Origin of the sequence: Aeromonas sp. Y318-1 (assembly GCF_027706125.1) — a bacterium.
Lineage (GTDB): Bacteria > Pseudomonadota > Gammaproteobacteria > Enterobacterales > Aeromonadaceae > Aeromonas > Aeromonas hydrophila.
In genome coordinates, this window is the sequence record NZ_JAPDCM010000001.1 from 329,168 (window position 1) to 348,239 (window position 19,072).

Consider the following 19,072-nt stretch of genomic DNA (forward strand, 5'->3'; position numbering starts at 1 on the left):
GTCGGCCCCGGATAACGGGTTAGACAAGGGGATAAATATGCAAAGCAAGGCCGGACAAGCCTCTGCCAGCCGACCCGTTCAGCGCTCGAATGCTTCGTTTTCCAGCAGCGCCTGATAGCGCTCCGGGGTGTCCACATCCTGCAGGATGGCGGCGCTCTGCACCTCGATAAAACGATGGGGATGCGCCAGCAGCCAGCGGCGCACCGAACCCTGTGCCGGCGCCGCCGCCAGTGCCATGGCAAGGGCTCTGGGCAACAGCACGGGGTGGCCCGCCTCCCCCTGAGAGGAGGGAAAGAGGGTCTCATCCCCCCGCGCCTGCCAGAGCGTGCGGTACACCTCGGGGGGGATGCAGGGCAGATCGCCGTGGCTCACGAAGAGGTGATCGCTGCTACAGGCGGCGAGTCCCGCACGGATGGAGCTGCCGAGCCCCTGTGCATAATCATGGTTGTGTACCAGCAGGATACGGGGGTGATTGGCGTAGCGACTGATCAGTTCATCGGCGCGGTGCCCCACCACCAGAATGACCCGGTCACACAGCACCAGGGCATTTTTGAGACTCTCATCAAGAATCGTGCTCTGGCGATACGGTAGCATCAATTTCCACGCGCCCATTCGTGATGAGAGCCCGGCCGCCGTAATTAGGCAGTCACACCGCTCGCGCGAATGCCAGTGCTTCTCACTGACCGCGCCTCTATTTTCATCGGTCGTCGCCATGGCTATTTCATCACCTATTCTGCTCACCTCGCCAAATATCGAGAGTGTATTAAACCCGCTCACCGAAAATATTGATGGGCGTACCACTTTAATTAGTCTTTGCGGCGCCGGGGGGAAAACCAGCACCCTCTTCTGGCTGGCCGACTATTTCCATCAACAGGGCAAGAAGGTGCTGCTCACCACCAGCACCCGGATGTTTCTGCCCGCCCCCTCCTCTCGGCGCACCCTGCTGATCGAGGCCGACCCCATCCGGCAGCTGACCCGCTGCCAGGCCCTGCCCGATGAGCCGATGCAACTGGTGCTGTTCAGCCACCTCGATCGGGCCAGCGGCAAGGCGGTGGGGCCGAGCCCTCAGCAGATCGATCTGCTCAAGGGGCAGCAACGCTTCGACATCATCCTGGTGGAGGCGGACGGCGCCCATCACAAGTTATTGAAAGCGCCCGCTTTGCACGAACCTTGCATTCCTCAGCACAGTGATTGGGTGATCGCCCTGGTGGGCGGCGCCATGGTGGGAGCCAGCGCCGACCCGGCGCAGATCCACCGCTGGGCCGAGTTCCAGGCCCTGTGCGGGATTGCGGCCGGTGAACGGCTCGACTGGGCCCTGTTTGACCGGCTCATCGCCCACCCCCAGGGGGCGTTCAAGGGCACCCCGCCCGGGGCACGCCGAGTCTGGTTTATCAATGGCGATTATCAAAATGAGCAGCAGTGGCTGCCCGCCCTGATAAACCTGCTGCAGCGCCACCCCGAGCTTCACGCCATCTGGCAGGGGGCCGTGCGTGAACCCGGTGCCATTCACCATGTTTGCTGTCGGCCTGCCCCCGAAGCCGCGCAGTCGCTGACCCGTTAAGGATGATACGAGGTACCTTATGAATCTGTTTGCACACGCTGCCCGACTGGAGCAGGAGAACACCCCCTTTGCCATGGCCCAGATCATCGAGAGTCGCGGCTCCACCCCGCGCCATCAGGCCCAGATGCTGGTGATGGCCGATGGCCGGATCCTCGGCACCATAGGCGGCGGCATGATAGAGCGGCTGGTGATCGAGGAAGCCATGGCCGCCATTGCCGAGCGCAAGCCGCGCATCTTCCACGGCCGGATGGCGCGCAACGGCGAGCATGCGGTCGGGTCGGATTGCGGTGGTGCCATGTCGGTCTATATCGATGTCTATGGTCTGCGACCACGGCTGGTGCTCATTGGTGCCGGCCACGTCAACCGGGCACTGGCCCATGCCGCGGCGCCGCTCGGCTTTGATGTCCATGTAGGGGATTGCTTCGAAGGGAGCCTCAACCCTGACCTCTTCCCCGCCGGTACCCATCTGGTGCAGGCCGATACCATCAGCGCGGTGATCGAGAAACTGGCCATCGAGCCCGCCAACTTCGTCATCATCGCCACCAACCATCAGGACAAGGAAGCGCTGGATCGGCTTATCAGCCGTCCCCTCGCCTATCTGGGGCTGCTCGCCAGCAAGCGCAAGGTGCAGACCTTCACCCAGGCGCTGCGCCAGCAAGGGGTGAGCCAGGAGCAACTGCAGCAGCTGCACGCCCCCATCGGTTACAACATCGGAGCTGAAACCCCCGAGGAGATCGCCATCAGCATCCTCGCCGAGCTGCTGCAGGTGAAAAACGGTAAATCGGGTGGGCTGATGCAGGATGATGTGCGCCTCAAGCGGGATCAGCTGGTGGTGATGCGCGGCTCAGGCGATATCGCTACCGGGGTGGCGCTGCGCCTGCACAATGCCGGCTTCAAGGTGGTGATGCTGGATCTCGACAAGCCAACGGTGATCCGCCGCACTGTCGCCTTCGCCCAGGGGATGTTCGACGGCGAAACCCGCGTCGAAGGGGTACGTGCCAAGCGGGTGGAGAGCGTCGAGCAGGCGTTCGAGCAGCTGGATCTGGGGGTCATACCGCTGCTGGTTGACCCCGACTGCGCCACCCTCGCCGAACTCAAGCCCCGCTATCTGGTGGATGCCATCCTCGCCAAGCAGAATCTCGGCACCCACAGGGAGATGGCCCCCATCACGGTGGCCCTCGGCCCGGGTTTCGAGGCGGGTCGCGACTGCGATGCGGTCATCGAGACCAACCGCGGCCACCATCTGGGGCGGGTCATCTATCAGGGCCCTGCCCAGCCCAATACTGGCATTCCCGGGGTGATCGAGGGACACTCCGCCCGCCGGGTGGTGCGCGCCCCCGTCGCCGGGGTGATGAAGAGCATTATCAAGCTCGGCGATCTGGTGCAAGAGGGGGATGTGATCGCCCACGTGGGGGACGCCCCCATCATAGCGCCGCTCTCCGGCATGGTGCGGGGGCTGCTCAGCGATGGCATCGAGGTGACCGTCGGCTTCAAGATCGGTGACATCGACCCCAGAGGCGAGCGGGCCGATGCTACCACGGTATCGGACAAGGCACGCGCCATCGGCGGCGCCGTGCTGGAGGCCATGATGCATCTGGCCCAGCGCAGATAAGCTCGAACGGCAAGGCCCGCGTCATCAACGGGCGGCGCCGTGTTGGAGACCATGATGCATCTGGCCCAACGCAGATAAGCCAGCACGCCAACAAAAAGGGCCCGCCATGATGGCGAGCCCTTTTTGTCACTTTGCCGGCAATCGGCTTAGCCCTGCCTGGCCCGGGTCTCCCCCGCCACCGACACCACGGAGCGCTTGCCCTTGCGGCTGATAACGAGAAGCGCCAGCACGATAAGGGCGATACCGCTCCCCTCCACCGGCCCCGGATTTTCACCAAGCAGCCACCAGGAGAGCAGCACGCCGCTCACCGGCACCGCCAGGGTGCTGAGCCCGGCGATCCCCGCCGGCAGCTTTTTCAGTACGAACAACCAGAGGCTCCAGGCCAGCGCCGTGGCAAAGATGGCGCTGTAGGCGAGCGCACCAAACACATAGGGCTGCCAGTCGATGGGTCGCTCCGGCACCAGCGCCGCCACCACGGCCATCACAATGGTGGCGTAGATCATCTGCCAGGTGGTGAGGGACATCAGATCCACCGCGGGGTGGCGGACATACATCCGCTTGGCGATGATGGCGCTGATCCCCCAGCAGATACCGGAGGCAATCCCCAGCAGTGCACTCTTCATGGAATCCAGGTGCAGTTGCCAGGGCTCGATCACCAACAGCAGCCCGCAAGCCGCCACCCCGACTGCCAGATAGTGCAGCTTGCGCATCCGCTCGCCGAGAAAGAGCGCCGCGAAGATCACCACCCAGAACGGCATGGTGTAACTCAGAATGGCCACCTTGCCCGCCCCGCCGCTGATGAGCGCCCACTGGGCCAGCCCCACCATGCCGCAGGTCTGGAACAGGGCGATGGCGAGGGTATAGCGAAACGGGGTGGGTTTGAGATAACGGCGGCCACGCAGGCACTGCACCAGCAGCAACACCAGGGATCCGCACAGGCAGCGCAGGGCGGTAAACTCGAACGCCCCCGCGTAGAGCATCACCTGCTTCATCACGATCCAGCTGTAACTCCAGATGGCGGTGAGCAGGACCAATCCCCCCAGCGCCGCCATGTTCAACTTGCTATTCATTGTGCTGCCTTGTTGCTGCGGTCGGTACGTCCACCATTCGGGGCGCCATCTTACTCCTCTGCCGTCCCCCTGCCCACTGCGGATAAGAGCTGGCCGACCCATGCTTCCCGCCTGCCAATCCCTGGCACCAGCCAACAGAAAGGGGGCCTTGGGCCCCCTGTTTGCAACCATCAAAGACGAGGCTACAGGCTGATCAGGGTACCGGTCTTGCCGGCAATGCCGTCGGCGGCCTTCTCCAGCAAGGTGATCAGGGATTTGCGCCCCGCCATGGAGGTCGCGAACGAGAGCGCCGCCTCCACCTTGGGCAGCATGGATCCCTTGGCAAACTGCCCCTGCTCGATAAAGCGCTGAGCATCCCCCACGCTCAACTGATCCAGCCACTGCACCTCGGGCTTGCCGAAGTTGATGGCCACCTTCTCCACCGCAGTGAGGATGATCAACATGTCGGCATCGATGAGCTCCGCCAGCCTGGCACTGGCCCAATCCTTGTCGATCACCGCGCTGGCTCCGCGCAGGTGATTGCCCTCGCGCAGCACCGGAATGCCGCCGCCACCGACGGTAATCACCACCTGACCGGCGGCCAGCATGGCAGAGACGGTCTCCTTCTCGATGATGTCGACGGGTTTGGGAGATGCCACCACCCGGCGATAGCCACGACCGGCGTCCTCTTTGAGCCGCTCGCCCTGTGCCATCAGCGCCTCCGCCTCCTCCTTGCTGAAGAAGCCACCGATGGGTTTGCTCGGGTCGAGGAAGGCGGGATCGTTTTTATCCACCTCAACCTGGGTCACCAGGGTGGCCACCGGTTTGTGGATACCACGCGCTAGTAAGGCTTCGCGCAGGGCGTTTTGCAGGTCATAGCCGATGTACCCCTGACTCAGGGCCACGCAGACCGACATGGGCAGGTGGGGTGCCTTGGGATCGTGGCGGGCCGCCACCTCGAACGCCTGCTGGATCATCCCCACCTGCGGGCCGTTGCCGTGAGTCACCACCATCTCGTGCCCCTGGGCAATCAGGTCGGCAATGGTGCCCGCCGTGCTCTGCACCGCCTTCATCTGCTCGGGCAGGTTGTTGCCCAGCGCATTGCCACCAAGGGCCAGTACGATTCGCTGTTTCATCTTGTTATCTCCAGTGAGGGGACAAGCCGGCGCGATACCGGCCCACCTTTCGTTGTTCACATAACCTTGCTGAACTGCGTGTTTCGAACGGATTGTCAGCCTGCCACCACGGGGCAAGGCGAGTGCAGCTCCGGCGCCAAGGCCGGGTCAAAGGGAGCTCTGGCCAGAAAGCGGCCATGGCCGCGTTGCCCCAGAAACTCGCCATCGCGGGCCACTATCTCGCCGCGACTCAGGGTCAGCCTGATCCGGCCGGGGCAACGCATCCCCTCGTAGGGGCTGTAGTCGCCGTTGTCGTGCAGCAGTGGGTGAGAAATCAGGGTGTCACCGCGGGGATCCATCACCACCAGATCGGCGTCAGACCCAAGTTGCAGGTTGCCCTTGCGCGGCCAGAGGCCAAACAGGCGCGCCGGGTTGGCGCTGGTGAGCGCCACCAAGCGTGACGGCGAGATGCGCCCGCCGAGCACTCCGTGGGCAAAGAGCAGCAGCATCCGGTTCTCCACCCCGGGCAAGCCGTTGGGGCAGCGGCTGAAATCGCCGCCCGAGAGGGTCATGCGCTGAGCGTGGGAGAAGTTGCAGTGATCGGTCGCCACCGTGTCGATGTCGCCAGCAGCGATACCGACCCACAGCTTGTCCTGCTCGCTACGTCCACGCAGCGGCGGACTGAGCAGATAGTCGACCCCGTTCTCCTTGTAATAACACTGCTCATCGAGCAGCAGATATTGCGGGCAGGTCTCCACCCAGACCGGCTGCCCCTGGCGGCGTGCCAGTTTCAGATACTCCAGCCCCAAGCCGTTGGAGAGATGGACGATATAGAGCGGCGCATTGCCAGCGAGCCCCGCCAGATTGATCATCCGGGCTATCGCCTCCGCCTCGCACTCCAATGGGCGGCTTTGCGGGTGATACCAGGGTTCATGGTGGCCGGCGGCCAGCAGGGCCGCCCGGCGCGCCGCAATGGCGGCGTCATTCTCGGGATGGACGGTGGCAAGCGCCCCCACCTCCTTGAGGCGGGCCAGGGCGCGCAGCACGTCGTGGTCCCCCAGCTTGTACTGGTAGGTGAGATAGAGCTTGAAGCTGCTGATCCCCTCCTCCTGCACCATGGCGGTCATTTCGTGGAGGATGGCGTCATCCACATGCTGTACGACGCCGTGAAAGCTGTAGTCGACCACGGCCTGATCGGCGGCATAGTCGTGATAGCGGGCCAACTGGTGATGCAGGTTGCACCCCGCCGGGCCAAATCCCATGTGATCGACGATGGTGGTGGTGCCACCACAGGCGGCGGCACGGGTACCGCTGAAAAAGTCATCGCAACTGCGGGCAATCCCGACATCGATGTTGAAGTGGGTGTGGACGTCGATGCCGCCCGGCATCACGTAGCAGCCGCTGGCATCGATCACTTCGGTTTCGCCATCGGGCTCGATAGCGGCGGCGCGCTCAAGGATCACCCCGTTCTCGATCAGCAGATCCTGACGATATTCACCCTGCGCATCGACCAGCACACCGTTTTTGATCAGCCGTTTCATCCCCACCACCTCGCACATCCGATCGCGTCAAACAGCAAGGCCCCGCCTCAATGGAGACGGGGCACTTGCAACAGCCGGCGGTGATGGCCATCACCGCCCGGCAGACCCCTTACTTGTCCAGCTCGGCCAGATAGAGCATGGGGATCACCGCGTACATGGCGGCGCACTTGACCAGATGCTCCTTCCAGGTCTTCTCGTTCGGCGCGTGGGCCTCCGGCTCTTTGCCCGGGCCAAAGCCGATGACCGGAATGCCGTGGCGACCCATGATGGAGACCCCGTTGGTCGAGAAGGTCCACTTGTCCACCACCGGCGCCTTGTTGAACAGCTGGGTGTACGCCTTGGAGAGGGTCTTGACGGTGATGTGATCCTCTTCCACCTTCCAGGTCGGGAAGTAACACTCGGTCGGGTAGACCAGACCGGTATAGGCCGGACGATCGTACTGATACATGGAGACCTCGGCACCGGCGGCTTGCACCGCAGGCAGGGCGCGGATCTCGTCGAGCGCCCCTTGCCAGGTCTCGCCCCAGGTGAGGCGGCGGTCGATGGAGACAGCGCAGCTATCGGCCACGGCGCAGCGGCTTGGGGAGGTGAAGAAGATCTCGGAGACGGTCAGGGTGCCCTTACCGAGGAAGTCGTCGTTGCCGAGGTTGTGGCTGAGTTCCTGCAATTCGCCGAGGATCGGGCCCATCTTGAAGATGGCGTTGTCACCGCGCTCCGGCGCGGAGCCGTGGCAGCTGACGCCCTGCACCTCGACGCGGATCTCCATGCGGCCACGCTGACCACGGTAGATCTGGCAGTCGGTGGGTTCGGTACTGACCACGAACTCGGGGCGGATCTTGCTCTGCTCGATGATGTACTGCCAGCACAGACCGTCGCAGTCCTCCTCCTGCACGGTGCCGGTCACCAGCAGGGTGTACTCGTCTTCCAGACCCAGATCCTTGATGATCTTGCCGGCGTAGACCATGGAGGCCATGCCCCCTTCCTGATCGGAGGCGCCGCGACCGCCGATGATCTCGTGATCTTCCATCCCCTCATAAGGGTCGAAGGTCCAGTTGGCGCGGTTACCAATACCGACGGTATCGATGTGGGCATCCATGGCGATCAGGTGCGGGCCGTGGCCGATATAGCCCAGCACGTTGCCCATGGGGTCGATCTCCACCTTGTCAAAACCGACCTTTTCCATCTCCTGCTTGATGCGCAGCACCACGCGCTCTTCATCGCAGCTCTCGCTCGGGATGGCGATCATGTCGCGCAGGAACTGACTCATCTCGGCCTTGTACTGGTAGGCCTTCTCTAACACCATTTCAAACGGAATTTGCTTGCTCATTGTGATTCTCCATAACAACTGAGAGTGCGCGGCCTGTTCGTCGGCAGCGCCCTGTGCCCGTTACCGCACCCCGTTGGCGAGGCGCGATCAATGCTTCAATTCGTGTCTCTGTTCTCGCAGGGATTAGTCACAGCCGGGGTTAATCGCAGGCAGGGTGCTTGCCTTCCCACACCACTTCTCGGTAATGGGCCACGTCGGTGTCCCCTTCGGTGTTGATCACCAGCACCACCGACTGCTCATCGAGCCCCAGCCGGGCCATCAGCGCCGCGCGATCCGGGTGGTGGCGCACCGCCGCCAGCACGCCAGTGCCGACCGAGCCGGACTCGCCGGAGATGATGCGGGGATCATCGCCAAGGGGGTTGCCGAGCACTCGCATGCCGAGCGCCGAGACCTTGTCGTGACAGGAGATGAACTGGGTGGTGCAGCCGCGCAGCACCGGCCAGCCGAGGGGATTGGGTTCACCGCAGGCGAGACCGGCCATGATGGTGCGCATGTCGCCCCCCACGTTGACCATCTCCCCCGCCACGCCGGAGCGGTAGATGCAGTCGGCCTGATCCGGCTCGACCACGATACTGTGCAGATTCTTCGCCCCGAAGCAGTCCACCAGATAACCGAGCACGCCGCCCGCCAGCGCCCCTACCCCGGCCTGCAGCAGCACGTGGGTGGGCTGCTTGATGCCCATGGTCTGCATCTGCTCGACCGCTTCGTCGGCCAGGGTGGCGTAGCCCTGCATGATCCAGGTCGGGATCTTGGTGTAACCCTCCCAGGCGGTGTCCTGCACTATGTACCAGCCGCGCTCCTCGGCCATCTTCATGGTCAGGCGCACGGTGTCGTCGTAGTTCATGTCGGTGACGATGCACTCGGCCCCCAGCGCCAGAATGTGGTCCACCCGCTCCTGGGCCGAGCCCTTGGGCATGTAGACCACCGCATGCTGACCCACCTGCTTGGCGGCCCAGGCGACGCCACGACCGTGGTTGCCGTCGGTGGTGGTGGCGAAGGTCATCGGCTCCTTGATGGTGCGCTTGATGAGATCGAAGGTGAAATCCTCCACCGCCACCCCGTATTTTTCACAGAGCAGGTTGGCGATGGCGTAGACGCCACCCAGCATCTTGAAGGCGTTGAGGCCAAAGCGTTTGGACTCATCCTTCACCAGGATGTTCTTCACCCCGATATAGGCGGCGAGCGCTGTCAGATCGCACAGGGGGGTGGGCTCATAACCGGCCAGTTTTTTATGAAAGGCGCGGGCCTTTTGCGCCTCGATACGGGAAAACAGGGGCAGCGACTCACCGGTAAAGAAACGGTTATCGGCAATCTCCATCTTCAGGGAAAATTGGGACATGAATACCTCGCAAAGAGTCATCTCGCCGGGGATCATCGAGTGAAAAAGCGCCCCGGGGAGAGAACCCGTGACAATAACTGCGTGATGACGACGGCCGGACGGGACTTATTTCCCGCCCGGCCAGGCCATTATTTGACGCGTTTTTGCGCCTCTTTTATCAAGCCTTCGAGGGCGGCGCCCGGTGCCGAGAATTTACGGGCGACAATCATGGCGGCGATAATATAGGGCTTCCAGCTCGCCTCTTTATAAGTGGCGATCCGGTATTTCTCGAATACCCCTTCACTTACTTCCCCTTCCTTGCAGGAGACGCCGGAAATATCCGCCGGCAGGCAGTGCATATAGAGCGCCTCCCCCCCCTTGGTGAGGGCCATCATCTCTTCGGTGCAGTGCCAATCCTTGTGCTTGGCGTTCTGCGCCAGGCAATGCTGCTCCAGCTCCTTGAGGCCCGCATGATCGTTGGCCCGCAGCAGCTCGGTGCGCTGCTCCATCACCTGATAGGGCGCCCAGGACTTGGGATAGACGATGTCGGCATCCTTGAACGCCTCTTCCATGGAGGTAACCTGGCGGAAACTGCCGCCGGAGGCCTTGGCATTCTCCTTGGCCACTTCGATCACGTCCGGGATCAGGTCATACCCCTCTGGGTGGGCCAGGGTCACGTCCATGCCAAAGCGGGTCATCAGGCCGATGATGCCCTGCGGCACGGAGAGCGGTTTGCCGTAGCTCGGCGAGTAAGCCCAGGTCATGGCAATCTTCTTGCCCTTGAGGTTCTCGAGGCTCCCGAAGTGCTCCTGCAACCAGGCGAGATCAGCCATGGACTGGGTCGGGTGATCAATGTCGCACTGCAGGTTGACCAGCGCCGGGCGCTGGGGCAGCACTCCCTTCTCGAACCCTTCGTCGAGCGCGGCGCCCACTTCACGCATGTAGGCGTTGCCGGCCCCCAGGTACATGTCGTCGCGAATGCCGATGGCATCGGCACAGAAGGAGATCATGTTGGCGGTTTCACGGACGGTCTCGCCGTGGGCTATCTGGGACTTGCCCTCGTCCAGATCCTGCTGGGTCAGGCCAAGCAGGTTGAGGGCGGAGGCGTAGGAGAAACGGGTACGGGTGGAGTTGTCGCGAAACACCGAGATGCCAAGGCCGGTATTGAACAGCTTGGTGGCGATGTTTTCGGCGCGCAGTCCCTTGAGGGCCTCCGCCAGTTTGAGCACCAGCGCCAGCTCCTGAGGGGTCTGCTCCCAGGTCAGCAGGAAGTCTTTTTCATGCAGGTTGGACTTGAGTTCATTGATCTCTTTGATTAACTGGTTCACTGCTTTCATCGTTAGCCCCAATCTGTTGATGAGAAATGCATTGCTCCCCTTCCACTCACAGGTCACCGAAACAAGGGCCATTGGGTGAGTTCATCGGTCAGCGTCAAACAAGGGCAATCAATAAGCGTGCCAACGCATAAATAAGCGGGAAATAACCAGAAAAGGCGTCTTGAATGTGAGCCGGCGCACAGCCTGAGGCTATATGGCGCCCTGCCAAGGCAGGTGAGATAGCTTATTTTCAAGCGGATGGCTGCGCGCAACTGAAATAGCGCGAGAATAGTATGAGAGGAGGCCAAGCCGGCCCTGATAATTATCAGTCCGGCTATCACCAGAGCCTGCCAATTGATAGAAAGCGGGGCGACATTCTCATAATGATAACGCCGCGATTGTCGGTCGCGGCGCGGTCAAACGGGGCCGCCAGGCGACCCGCTGCGAGATCAGGCCTGCACGGCTATCTCGTACTTCTTTATCTTGCGATAGAGGGTGGCGATGCCGATCCCGAGCGCCTGGGCGGCCAGCTTCTTGTTGCCAAGGCGCAGCAGGGTCTCCTCTATCATCTGCTTTTCCATGTTCTCCAGCCCGTTTTCGCCAAGTGGCAGCGCCAACCCGCGCTCGACCTGGCCGGTAGCCGACTCAGGCAGGCTTGCCTCTGGCGATGGCCAGGGCGCCCCCGTAGCCGATGCCGAGTTGCCAGCGGCAGGGCTGAGCGCAGGGTCGGCCAGCACACTATGGGGATAAGGGTCGGGCGAGAGCGGCATGCGCGCGATTTGCGCCGTGCTCCGAGGCGGCTCGTCCGCCCCACTGCGCTGGTTGCGCAGGATATTGGGGGGCAGCAGGATGCTCTCGATCACCTCCCCCGCCTGCACCACGTTCACCAAGTACTCGATGAGGTTGCTGAGCTCGCGCACGTTGCCGGGCCAGCGGTAGCCCTCGAGCAGTGCCATCACCTCCGGGCTCAGCCCCGGATACAGCAAGCCGATGCGGCTGGTGTGCAGGTTGAGGAAGTAGTGGGTCAACAGCGCCACGTCCCCCTCCCGCTCGCGCAGGGGCGGCAGGTGGATGGGAATGACGTTGAGGCGATAGAAGAGATCCTCGCGAAACTTGCCCTCGGCGATGTACTGCTCCAGATGCTGATGGGTCGCGGCTATGATGCGAATGTCCACCGGCACCGGCCGGCTGGCGCCGATGGGGGTCACCTCCCGCAGCTCCAGCACCCGCAGCAGCTTGGCCTGCATGGTGAGCGGCATGTCCCCTATCTCGTCGAGAAACAGGGTGCCCTGCTGGGCAGCCTGGATCAGCCCCTGCTTGCCGGTGCTGGAAGCGCCGGTGAAGGCCCCCTTCACGTAACCAAACAGCTCGCTCTCGAGCAGCTGCTCGGGGATGGCGGCGCAGTTGATGGCGATGAAGGGCTTGTCGCGGCGCGGGCTGAGCCGGTGGATGGCGCGGGCCACCACCTCCTTGCCGGTGCCGCTCTCACCGCACACCAGCACGCTGGAGGGGCTCAGGGCGATGCGATGGAGCAACTTTTTCAGGGCCCGCATCGGCTTGCTCTCCCCGATCAGTATGCTGACTCCCTCGTCGGGCTCCAGCGGCTGACTCGGCGTGCCGTGGGACTGGTGAAACGCCATCAGAAACAGCTGCTGGCCCTGTACGTGGTGCAACTGGCCGATAATCAGCTCCTGACGATCCCCCAGGGTGACGATGTGCTGCAGGTGGCCGGTCAACCCCTGCTGGGCAAAGGTGAGCGGCCGCAGCCCTATTTCGCAGCCCAGCAGCGCCTCCTGCTGGTAGTTAAGCTGCTTGAGCGCCACCTCGTTGGCGTAGAGCACCTGACTCTTCTCGTCGAGCAGCAGGCAGCCCTGATCCATGTGGTTCATCAGGCTGAGGAAGACCTTGTTGACCCCGTCCGACAGGCCGCGCGAGTCGAGCAGCTTGGCGACGAAGATGCTGGAGATATGCTGCACATAGTCGCACACCTCCTGCAGGTTGTTGTTGAGACGGGCCTGCTGCTCCGGATTGAAGGCCACCAGGCTGATCACCCCGATACAGTTCTCCTCCACCATGATGGGCACCCCGAGAAAGGCCCGCTCCCGGCAGCTCTCCTTGCTGCTGCACCCCTCGCAGACCGGATCCTCGCTGGTGTGGGTGACGATCTTCTCGCGCTGATGCTCGATGACGTAGCGCAACAGGCGGGAGTCCCCCTCCAGCTGGCGACCGAAGAACTTGCCGTAAGGGCCGGTTCCCGCCACCCGCACCATGTTGGCGTCCACGATTTCCACTTCCAGTTGCAGCACGCTGGCCAGCATCTTGGCAAAGCGCAAAATGGTGGGCTGGATCTGCATCAACAAACATTGGTTACTGACGGACATCATGTTGTAAATCCCCTGGCTCCCACCCCGGGTGGGATTCATGCTGGCCAGATACTATGCCAATTCGATGGCAGCGACTTCGCCGAGGATCACGAAAAGGGAACTTGCACCCACCCCGCATCCCGAAGTGAGAGCTGGCGCAGGCTGGGGAAGAGAAACGCCAAGGAGCAGGCCGCCCACATCATTTGGGTGCGCGAAAACCGTGAGAAACTCCGGATCAACTACCCAGATGCAGGGCCAGCCAGACTGCCAGCGGGATCACCAGGACCGACAGCGCATTGCCGCCGAGCACGATGCTGGCCACCTTCTCGGGCTGGCACTGGTACTGCTCGCACAGCATGTAGTTGAGCACCGCCGGCGGCAGCGCCACCGACAGCATCAGGAGCGGGATCCAGGCCGGTTGCAGCGGCAGCAGCCAGACCGCCAGACCAAGGGAGATGCCGCCCGCCAGCAGATAGAGCAGGTTGCACTTGAGGGCGAGCCCCAGGTGATCCAGCTCCCCTTCCATCAGCCGGATGCCGAGGGCAAACAGCATCAGCGGCACCGAGATCTGGCCGAGAAGAGAGGCGCTGGTCACCAGGTATTCGGGTAGCGGGATATGCAGATTGGCCACCAGCAGGCCCGCCAGGGCGGCCCACAGCACAGGGCTGCGTAACCAGAGCCAGCGGGAGGTGTTGGCCGAGAGGATGAACATGCCCACCGAGAAGTGGAGCAGGTTGGAGAGCACGAACAGTATGATGATGGCGCCCAGCTGCTGCTCGCCGAAGGCCAGCACCATCAGCGGAATGCCGAGGTTGCCGGTGTTGCGAAACATGGCGGGCAGGATCAGGGCCGGTCGGCTGATGCTGCGAAGCCTGAGCAGAGAGAGCAGCAGCCCCGGCAGCAGGATCACCAGGGCCCCCGCCGCGATGAGCGAGAGGTGGGCCATCAGATCCAGCGGGTATTTGACCAGCGCCGAGAAGACCAGCGCCGGGGTAAACAGCTCGATATTGGCCCGGTTGACGTAACCCAGCGCGCCGCCCGGACGCAACCTGCCGTAGAGGGCGCCAAGCCCCACCACCGCAAACACCGGAATGACGATATTGAGCAGCGCGCTGAACATGGGCGAGTCCTTTACAGTTCGCGGGCGGGAGTTCCCATCAGCAACACGGGATCCAGGGTCACTTCCTGGCGGCCGTTGCTCACCCAGAGCTGGCCATCGGAGATGGTGCAGGTGAGCTGCATGGTGCGCTCGACCATCTCGGTCAGCGGCAGGGTCTGGCTGTCGGAGAGCTCAATCACGGTGAGGTTGTCGTGCAGGCCGAGTTTGCCCTGGTTCTGCTTCCACCAGACGCTGGTGCCACGGCCGCCGTAGAGGTAGAGCACCACATGACGGGAGCGGTTGCACGCCTTCTTGAGGCGGCGCTCGTCGGGCTGGCCGAGCTCTATCCAGAGTTCAATCTCGTCGGAATAGTTCTTGCGCCAGAGTTCCGGCTCGTCATCGGCGGAGAGGCCCTTGGTGAACTCCAGTCGCTCGGCAGCGTGCCAGGCGAAGGCCGCCAGCCGGATCATCATCCGCTCGTCGGTCTCGGAGGGGTGACGGGCCAGGGTGAGAGAGAAGTCCTGATACAGATTGCGATCCATGTCGGACAGGCTGAGCTGAGCCTTGAATACGGTTGCCTTGAGAGCCATAGAAAACCTTGAATACCTTGGGAAGCGGGCCGAAACGAAAAACTGCGCGCCAGTGTAATCAAAATCGGCGGCCGGTTCGACCTCAAGCAGCACACATTTAGCCCCTGGAGCGCAGATAACTGCCTGCCAAGGCTCAAAAAACAAATGCCAGTCCGAAGACTGGCATTTGGCGGTATGAACGAAAGAAGCGGATCACTTCTCGGCGGACTTGACCCCGAAGGCATTGAGCAGCAGGCAGCAGGTCACTGCCACCGCCACAAACCCGCTCAGGAAGATAAAGGGCATGGCCCCGTATCCCAATACAGTCCAGATGGTTTGTTCAAGCAGACTCATTATGTGTCCTTCATCCAGTGAAATGGGTGTCCCTTTCGTGACGGGGTTATCCCCCCGTTCCTGATGATGCTATTTGACCCCAACCGGCGCCTGAGTCCTATGCCACCAAAGTAATAAATAGGGGGCTAGTTTGAGTTGGATCAACAATTTATCCCTTGCCGAGGAAAAATATGGACGGGATTCAACCAGTTGTCAGCCTGCTGCCCCCGCATTTTCCATCTCGGCGCCAAAAAGAAGGAGGCGACCCCGGGGTCGCCTCCTTGTCGGTTGGCCTGTTGCCGCGAGCGGCGCACCCTCAATAGAAGCGCTGCTGCTCCGCCGCCATCGCCTTGAGGCGATCGCAGGGGGCGAAGCGGTCGCCGTAGCGCTTCTGGTAGTGCTCAAGGCGCCCCACCAGATGCTCGATGCCGAGGCTGTCCATGTAGCGGAACGGGCCGCCCAGGAACGGCGGGAAGCCGATGCCGAAGATGGCGCCGATGTCGCCATCGCGAGCCGAGGCCACCACGCCGCTGTCCAGCGCCATGGCCGCTTCGTTGAGCATCATCAACACGCAGCGCTCGGCCAGCTCCGCCTTGGCCAGCTTGGCCTGGGGCGAGATGCCGAGCACGCCGTAGACGCTCTCGTCCACCGTCTTCTTGCCCTCTTTGCCGGTGAGCTTGCTGCGCGGGGCCGCCTTGCCGTAAAGGTAGAAGCCCTTGCCGTTCTTGCGCCCCTTGCGATCGTTTTGCAGTAGCTTGTCAAAGGCCGCCGGGGCCTGGAACTGCTCGCCCCCCAGCTCTTTTTCGAGGATCGGGGAGATCTTGGCACCCACGTCGATCCCCACCTCGTCCAGCAGGGTGATGGGGCCGACCGGGAAGCCGAAATCGAGCAGGGCACCGTCCAGCACCTCCACCGGCTCCCCTTCCAGCACCAGGCGCGCCGCCTCGTTCATGTAGGGGGCCAGGATGCGGTTGACGTAGAAGCCCGCCTCGTCCTTGACCACGATGGGGGTCTTGCCCTGAGCGCGGGCAAAGGCCAGGGTGGTGGCGACCGTCTCAGCACTGGTGCCGGCGTGGGGGATGATTTCCGCCAGCGGCATCTTGTCCACCGGGCTGAAGTAGTGCAGCCCCACCACCCGCTCCGGGTGCGCCGCCACCGAGGCGATCTGGTGGATAGGCAGAGAGGAGGTGTTGGAGGCAAACACGGTGTGCTCGCCGCACTCGCGCTCCACGTCCTTCACCATCTGGTGCTTGAGGGAAAGATCTTCAAACACCGCCTCCACCACCATGTCGACCCGGTGGAAACCGGAGTAGTCGAGGGTGCCGGTGAGCAGGCTCATCTGCTTCTCAAGCTCGCTGCGCAGCAGTTGGCGGCGCTTGAGCTTCTTAGCCAGGATGTCGTAGCTGTAGCGCATGGCATTGCCGATGCCGCTGCTGGCCACGTCCTTGATCCGCACCGGCACGCCCGCCTTGGTGGCGGTGACGAAAGCGATGCCGCCCCCCATCAGACCGCCGCCCAGCACGGCGGCGTGACCCACCTTGCGCGGCTCGGCCCCCTGATAGGTGACCTCCTTCTTCATCTCGGTGGTGGCAAAGAAGATGGAGCGCAGGGCGGCAGATTCGCTGGTCATCACCAGCTCGCCAAAGTGGCGGGATTCGGCGGCAAGGCCGGCCTGCATCCCCTCTTCCACCCCGATACGCACCACTTCCAGGATCAGATCCGGGGCCGGGTAGTTGCCACGGGTCTTCGCCTTCACCCCTTTGCGGGCCTGATCGAACAGCACCTTGCGGCCAAGCTTGTTGGTCTCCAGCAGCTTGCCCTGCAGATCCCGCTTGAGCTCGTGACGGGGCTTGCCCTTCTTGGCCAACTTGATGGCGGCGTCCAGCAGGATGGAGGGCGGCACCACGTCGTCCACCAGCCCCAGTTTCTTGGCCTGCTTGGCCCGCACCTGCTTGCCGGTCAGCATCAGATCGAGTGCCTTGGCCACCCCGATGAGGCGCGGCAGACGCTGGGTCCCGCCGGAGCCCGGCAACAAGCCCAGTTGCACCTCGGGCAGGCCGAGCACTGTCTTGCCGTGATCGGTGACCACCCGGCCATGGCAGGCCAGTGCCAGCTCCAGCCCGCCGCCGAGGCAGGGGCCGTGAATGGCGGCGATCACCGGAATGGGCAGCGACTCGATCTCGGCGAAGATCACCTGCCCTTCCCGCGACAGCGTCTCGGCATCCTTGGCGCTGGTACAGGCCGCCAGCATGCTGATGTCGGCGCCGGCGATGAAGGAGTCCTTCTTGCCGGAGACCACCACCAGGCCGATCAGCTCTTTATTGGCTTTCACCTCGGCCAGCACCGCGCGGATCTCCTCCACGAAGGCGGCCTTGAGGGTATTCATACTCTCGCCCGGCACATCCATGGTGAGAATGCCGATGCCATCCTGGCGCACCGCCAGGGAAAAAGTCTTCTCGCTCATCACTCTACCTCCAACACCATGGCCACGCCGAGACCACCCGCCGCACAGGCGGTGTTAAGCCCCAATCCCCCACCCCGGCGCCGCAGCTCGTGCAGGGTCTGGGTGATCATCCGCGCACCGGTCGCGGCAAAGGGGTGACCAAAGGCCAGCGAGCCACCGAGGACGTTGAATTTGTCCATGTCCACCTCGCCGATGGCCTGATCGCGACCCAGCTTGCTCTGGGCAAACTCTTTGCTGGCAAACATCTTGAGGTTGGCCAGGGTCTGGGCGGCAAAGGCCTCGTGCATGTCGATCAGGGTGAGATCGCTGAGCGTGATGCCGGCACGGTCCAGCGCCAGTGGGGTGGCGTAGGAGGGGCCCATCAGCATGTCCTGCCACACGTCGATGGCAGAAAATGCGAAACTGCGGATATAACCGAGCGGCTCGAGGCCAAGCTCGCGGGCCCGCCCTTCGCGCATCAGCAGCACGGCGGCGGCTCCATCGGTAAGCGGGGTGGCGTTGGCGGCGGTGACGGAGCCGTGCACCCGGTCAAACACCGGCTTGAGCTTGGCGTAGCTCGCCAGATCCGAGCTTTCGCGGATGTTGTTGTCTCGCTCCAGCGGAGCCTTGTAGGGAGGCACGTGGGCGGTAAACACCTCACCACTGAGCTTGCCATCGGCCCAGGCCTGCGCGGCTAGGGTGTGGGAGCGGTGTGCCAGCGCATCTTGCGCCTCGCGGCTGATCTGGTGGCTCTTGGCCATCTGCTCGGCGGTCTGCCCCATGGAGAGACCGGTGGAGTACTCGGCCACGGCGGGCGGCACCGGCAGCAGATCCTTGACCCGCAACTGGCGCAGGATATTGAAACGCTGCTGCAGATTGCGCGCCTTGTTGAGATCCACCAGGGCGCGGGCCAGCTTCTTGCTCACCCCGATGGGCAGCACGGAGGAGGAGTCGGCACCGCCGGCGATGGCGATGTCCACCGTGCCGGCCATGATGGATTCGGTGACGTTGGCGACGGCCTGGAAACTGGTGGCGCAGGCGCGCGACACGCTATAGGCATCGGTGCTGACGCTCATGCCGGTGCCAAGCACGATCTCGCGGGCGATGTTGGGGGCTTCCGGCATCTGTACCACCTGGCCGAACACCAGCTGGTCGATGAGCTTGGGATCGAGATCGGTGCGAGCGAGCATCTCGCTCACCACCAGTTTGCCCAGATCCACCGCAGGCACGCCGTGAAAGGCGGTGGCCTGCTTGGCAAAGGGAGTGCGCAAACCCGCCACGACGGCAATCCGTTCGCCCTGGCGAGTCGTCAGTTTCAATGGCTCTTTCATCCTGGCTCCTTGGTTAAACGAGAAGACTAAAGGGAGAGGTCTGACCTCATTGCGCCACATCTTAACAATCCACTCACAAATTTCATACGGCTGAT

15 protein-coding genes are annotated in these 19,072 nt (G+C 63.0%); 2 read left to right on the plus strand and 13 right to left on the minus strand.

The annotated features are described in order from the left end of the window. Positions 1-78: 78 nt before the first annotated feature. The gene (gene mocA, locus OKB87_RS01375; RefSeq protein WP_270826196.1) at positions 79-714 is read right to left on the minus strand and encodes a molybdenum cofactor cytidylyltransferase; all 636 of its coding nucleotides are present in this window, start codon (positions 712-714) and stop codon (positions 79-81) included. Here mocA and yqeC point away from each other — a divergent pair. Beyond that, positions 713-1,561: a selenium cofactor biosynthesis protein YqeC gene (yqeC, locus tag OKB87_RS01380; RefSeq protein WP_270826197.1), complete on the plus strand. Its 849-nt coding sequence runs from the start codon at positions 713-715 to the stop codon at positions 1,559-1,561. The genes mocA and yqeC overlap by 2 nt on opposite strands. Before the next feature lie 19 nt (positions 1,562-1,580). Next, a complete protein-coding gene (gene yqeB, locus OKB87_RS01385) occupies positions 1,581-3,173 on the plus strand; it encodes a selenium-dependent molybdenum cofactor biosynthesis protein YqeB (protein ID WP_270826198.1) in 1,593 nt (530 codons plus the stop codon). A 146-nt stretch (positions 3,174-3,319) separates the two neighbouring features. On the opposite strand, the gene OKB87_RS01390 is transcribed toward yqeB, so the two are convergent. The 12 genes from OKB87_RS01390 to fadI all read right to left on the minus strand — a co-directional run bounded on the left by OKB87_RS01390 (position 3,320) and on the right by fadI (position 18,977). Continuing rightward, positions 3,320-4,243, minus strand: a complete 924-nt coding sequence (locus tag OKB87_RS01390) for a DMT family transporter (RefSeq protein ID WP_270826199.1) — start codon at positions 4,241-4,243, stop codon at positions 3,320-3,322. A gap of 182 nt (positions 4,244-4,425) precedes the next feature. Then, the gene (gene arcC, locus OKB87_RS01395; RefSeq protein WP_270826200.1) at positions 4,426-5,358 is read right to left on the minus strand and encodes a carbamate kinase; all 933 of its coding nucleotides are present in this window, start codon (positions 5,356-5,358) and stop codon (positions 4,426-4,428) included. Between the two features lie 95 nt (positions 5,359-5,453). Beyond that, complete coding sequence (gene hydA / locus OKB87_RS01400; protein WP_270826201.1) at positions 5,454-6,878, minus strand: dihydropyrimidinase; 1,425 nt, start codon at positions 6,876-6,878, stop codon at positions 5,454-5,456. A 109-nt stretch (positions 6,879-6,987) separates the two neighbouring features. Then, positions 6,988-8,205, minus strand: a complete 1,218-nt coding sequence (locus OKB87_RS01405) for a YgeY family selenium metabolism-linked hydrolase (RefSeq protein WP_270826202.1) — start codon at positions 8,203-8,205, stop codon at positions 6,988-6,990. Between the two features lie 139 nt (positions 8,206-8,344). Then, complete coding sequence (gene dpaL / locus OKB87_RS01410) at positions 8,345-9,544, minus strand: diaminopropionate ammonia-lyase (protein WP_270826203.1); 1,200 nt, start codon at positions 9,542-9,544, stop codon at positions 8,345-8,347. A 128-nt stretch (positions 9,545-9,672) separates the two neighbouring features. Further along, a complete protein-coding gene (ygeW, locus tag OKB87_RS01415) occupies positions 9,673-10,860 on the minus strand; it encodes a knotted carbamoyltransferase YgeW (protein ID WP_011706019.1) in 1,188 nt (395 codons plus the stop codon). Between the two features lie 428 nt (positions 10,861-11,288). Continuing rightward, complete coding sequence (locus OKB87_RS01420; RefSeq protein ID WP_270826205.1) at positions 11,289-13,223, minus strand: sigma 54-interacting transcriptional regulator; 1,935 nt, start codon at positions 13,221-13,223, stop codon at positions 11,289-11,291. A gap of 214 nt (positions 13,224-13,437) precedes the next feature. After that, complete coding sequence (locus OKB87_RS01425) at positions 13,438-14,322, minus strand: AEC family transporter (protein WP_010633898.1); 885 nt, start codon at positions 14,320-14,322, stop codon at positions 13,438-13,440. Positions 14,323-14,333: 11 nt separating this feature from the next. Continuing rightward, positions 14,334-14,891: a YaeQ family protein gene (locus OKB87_RS01430; protein ID WP_016350817.1), complete on the minus strand. Its 558-nt coding sequence runs from the start codon at positions 14,889-14,891 to the stop codon at positions 14,334-14,336. Between the two features lie 192 nt (positions 14,892-15,083). Then, the gene (locus tag OKB87_RS01435) at positions 15,084-15,224 is read right to left on the minus strand and encodes a TIGR02808 family protein (protein ID WP_005301193.1); all 141 of its coding nucleotides are present in this window, start codon (positions 15,222-15,224) and stop codon (positions 15,084-15,086) included. A gap of 295 nt (positions 15,225-15,519) precedes the next feature. After that, the gene (gene fadJ / locus OKB87_RS01440) at positions 15,520-17,667 is read right to left on the minus strand and encodes a fatty acid oxidation complex subunit alpha FadJ (RefSeq protein ID WP_270826206.1); all 2,148 of its coding nucleotides are present in this window, start codon (positions 17,665-17,667) and stop codon (positions 15,520-15,522) included. Further along, complete coding sequence (fadI, locus tag OKB87_RS01445; RefSeq protein WP_011706012.1) at positions 17,667-18,977, minus strand: acetyl-CoA C-acyltransferase FadI; 1,311 nt, start codon at positions 18,975-18,977, stop codon at positions 17,667-17,669. The genes fadJ and fadI overlap by 1 nt, the downstream gene beginning before the upstream one ends. Positions 18,978-19,072: the final 95 nt, after the last annotated feature.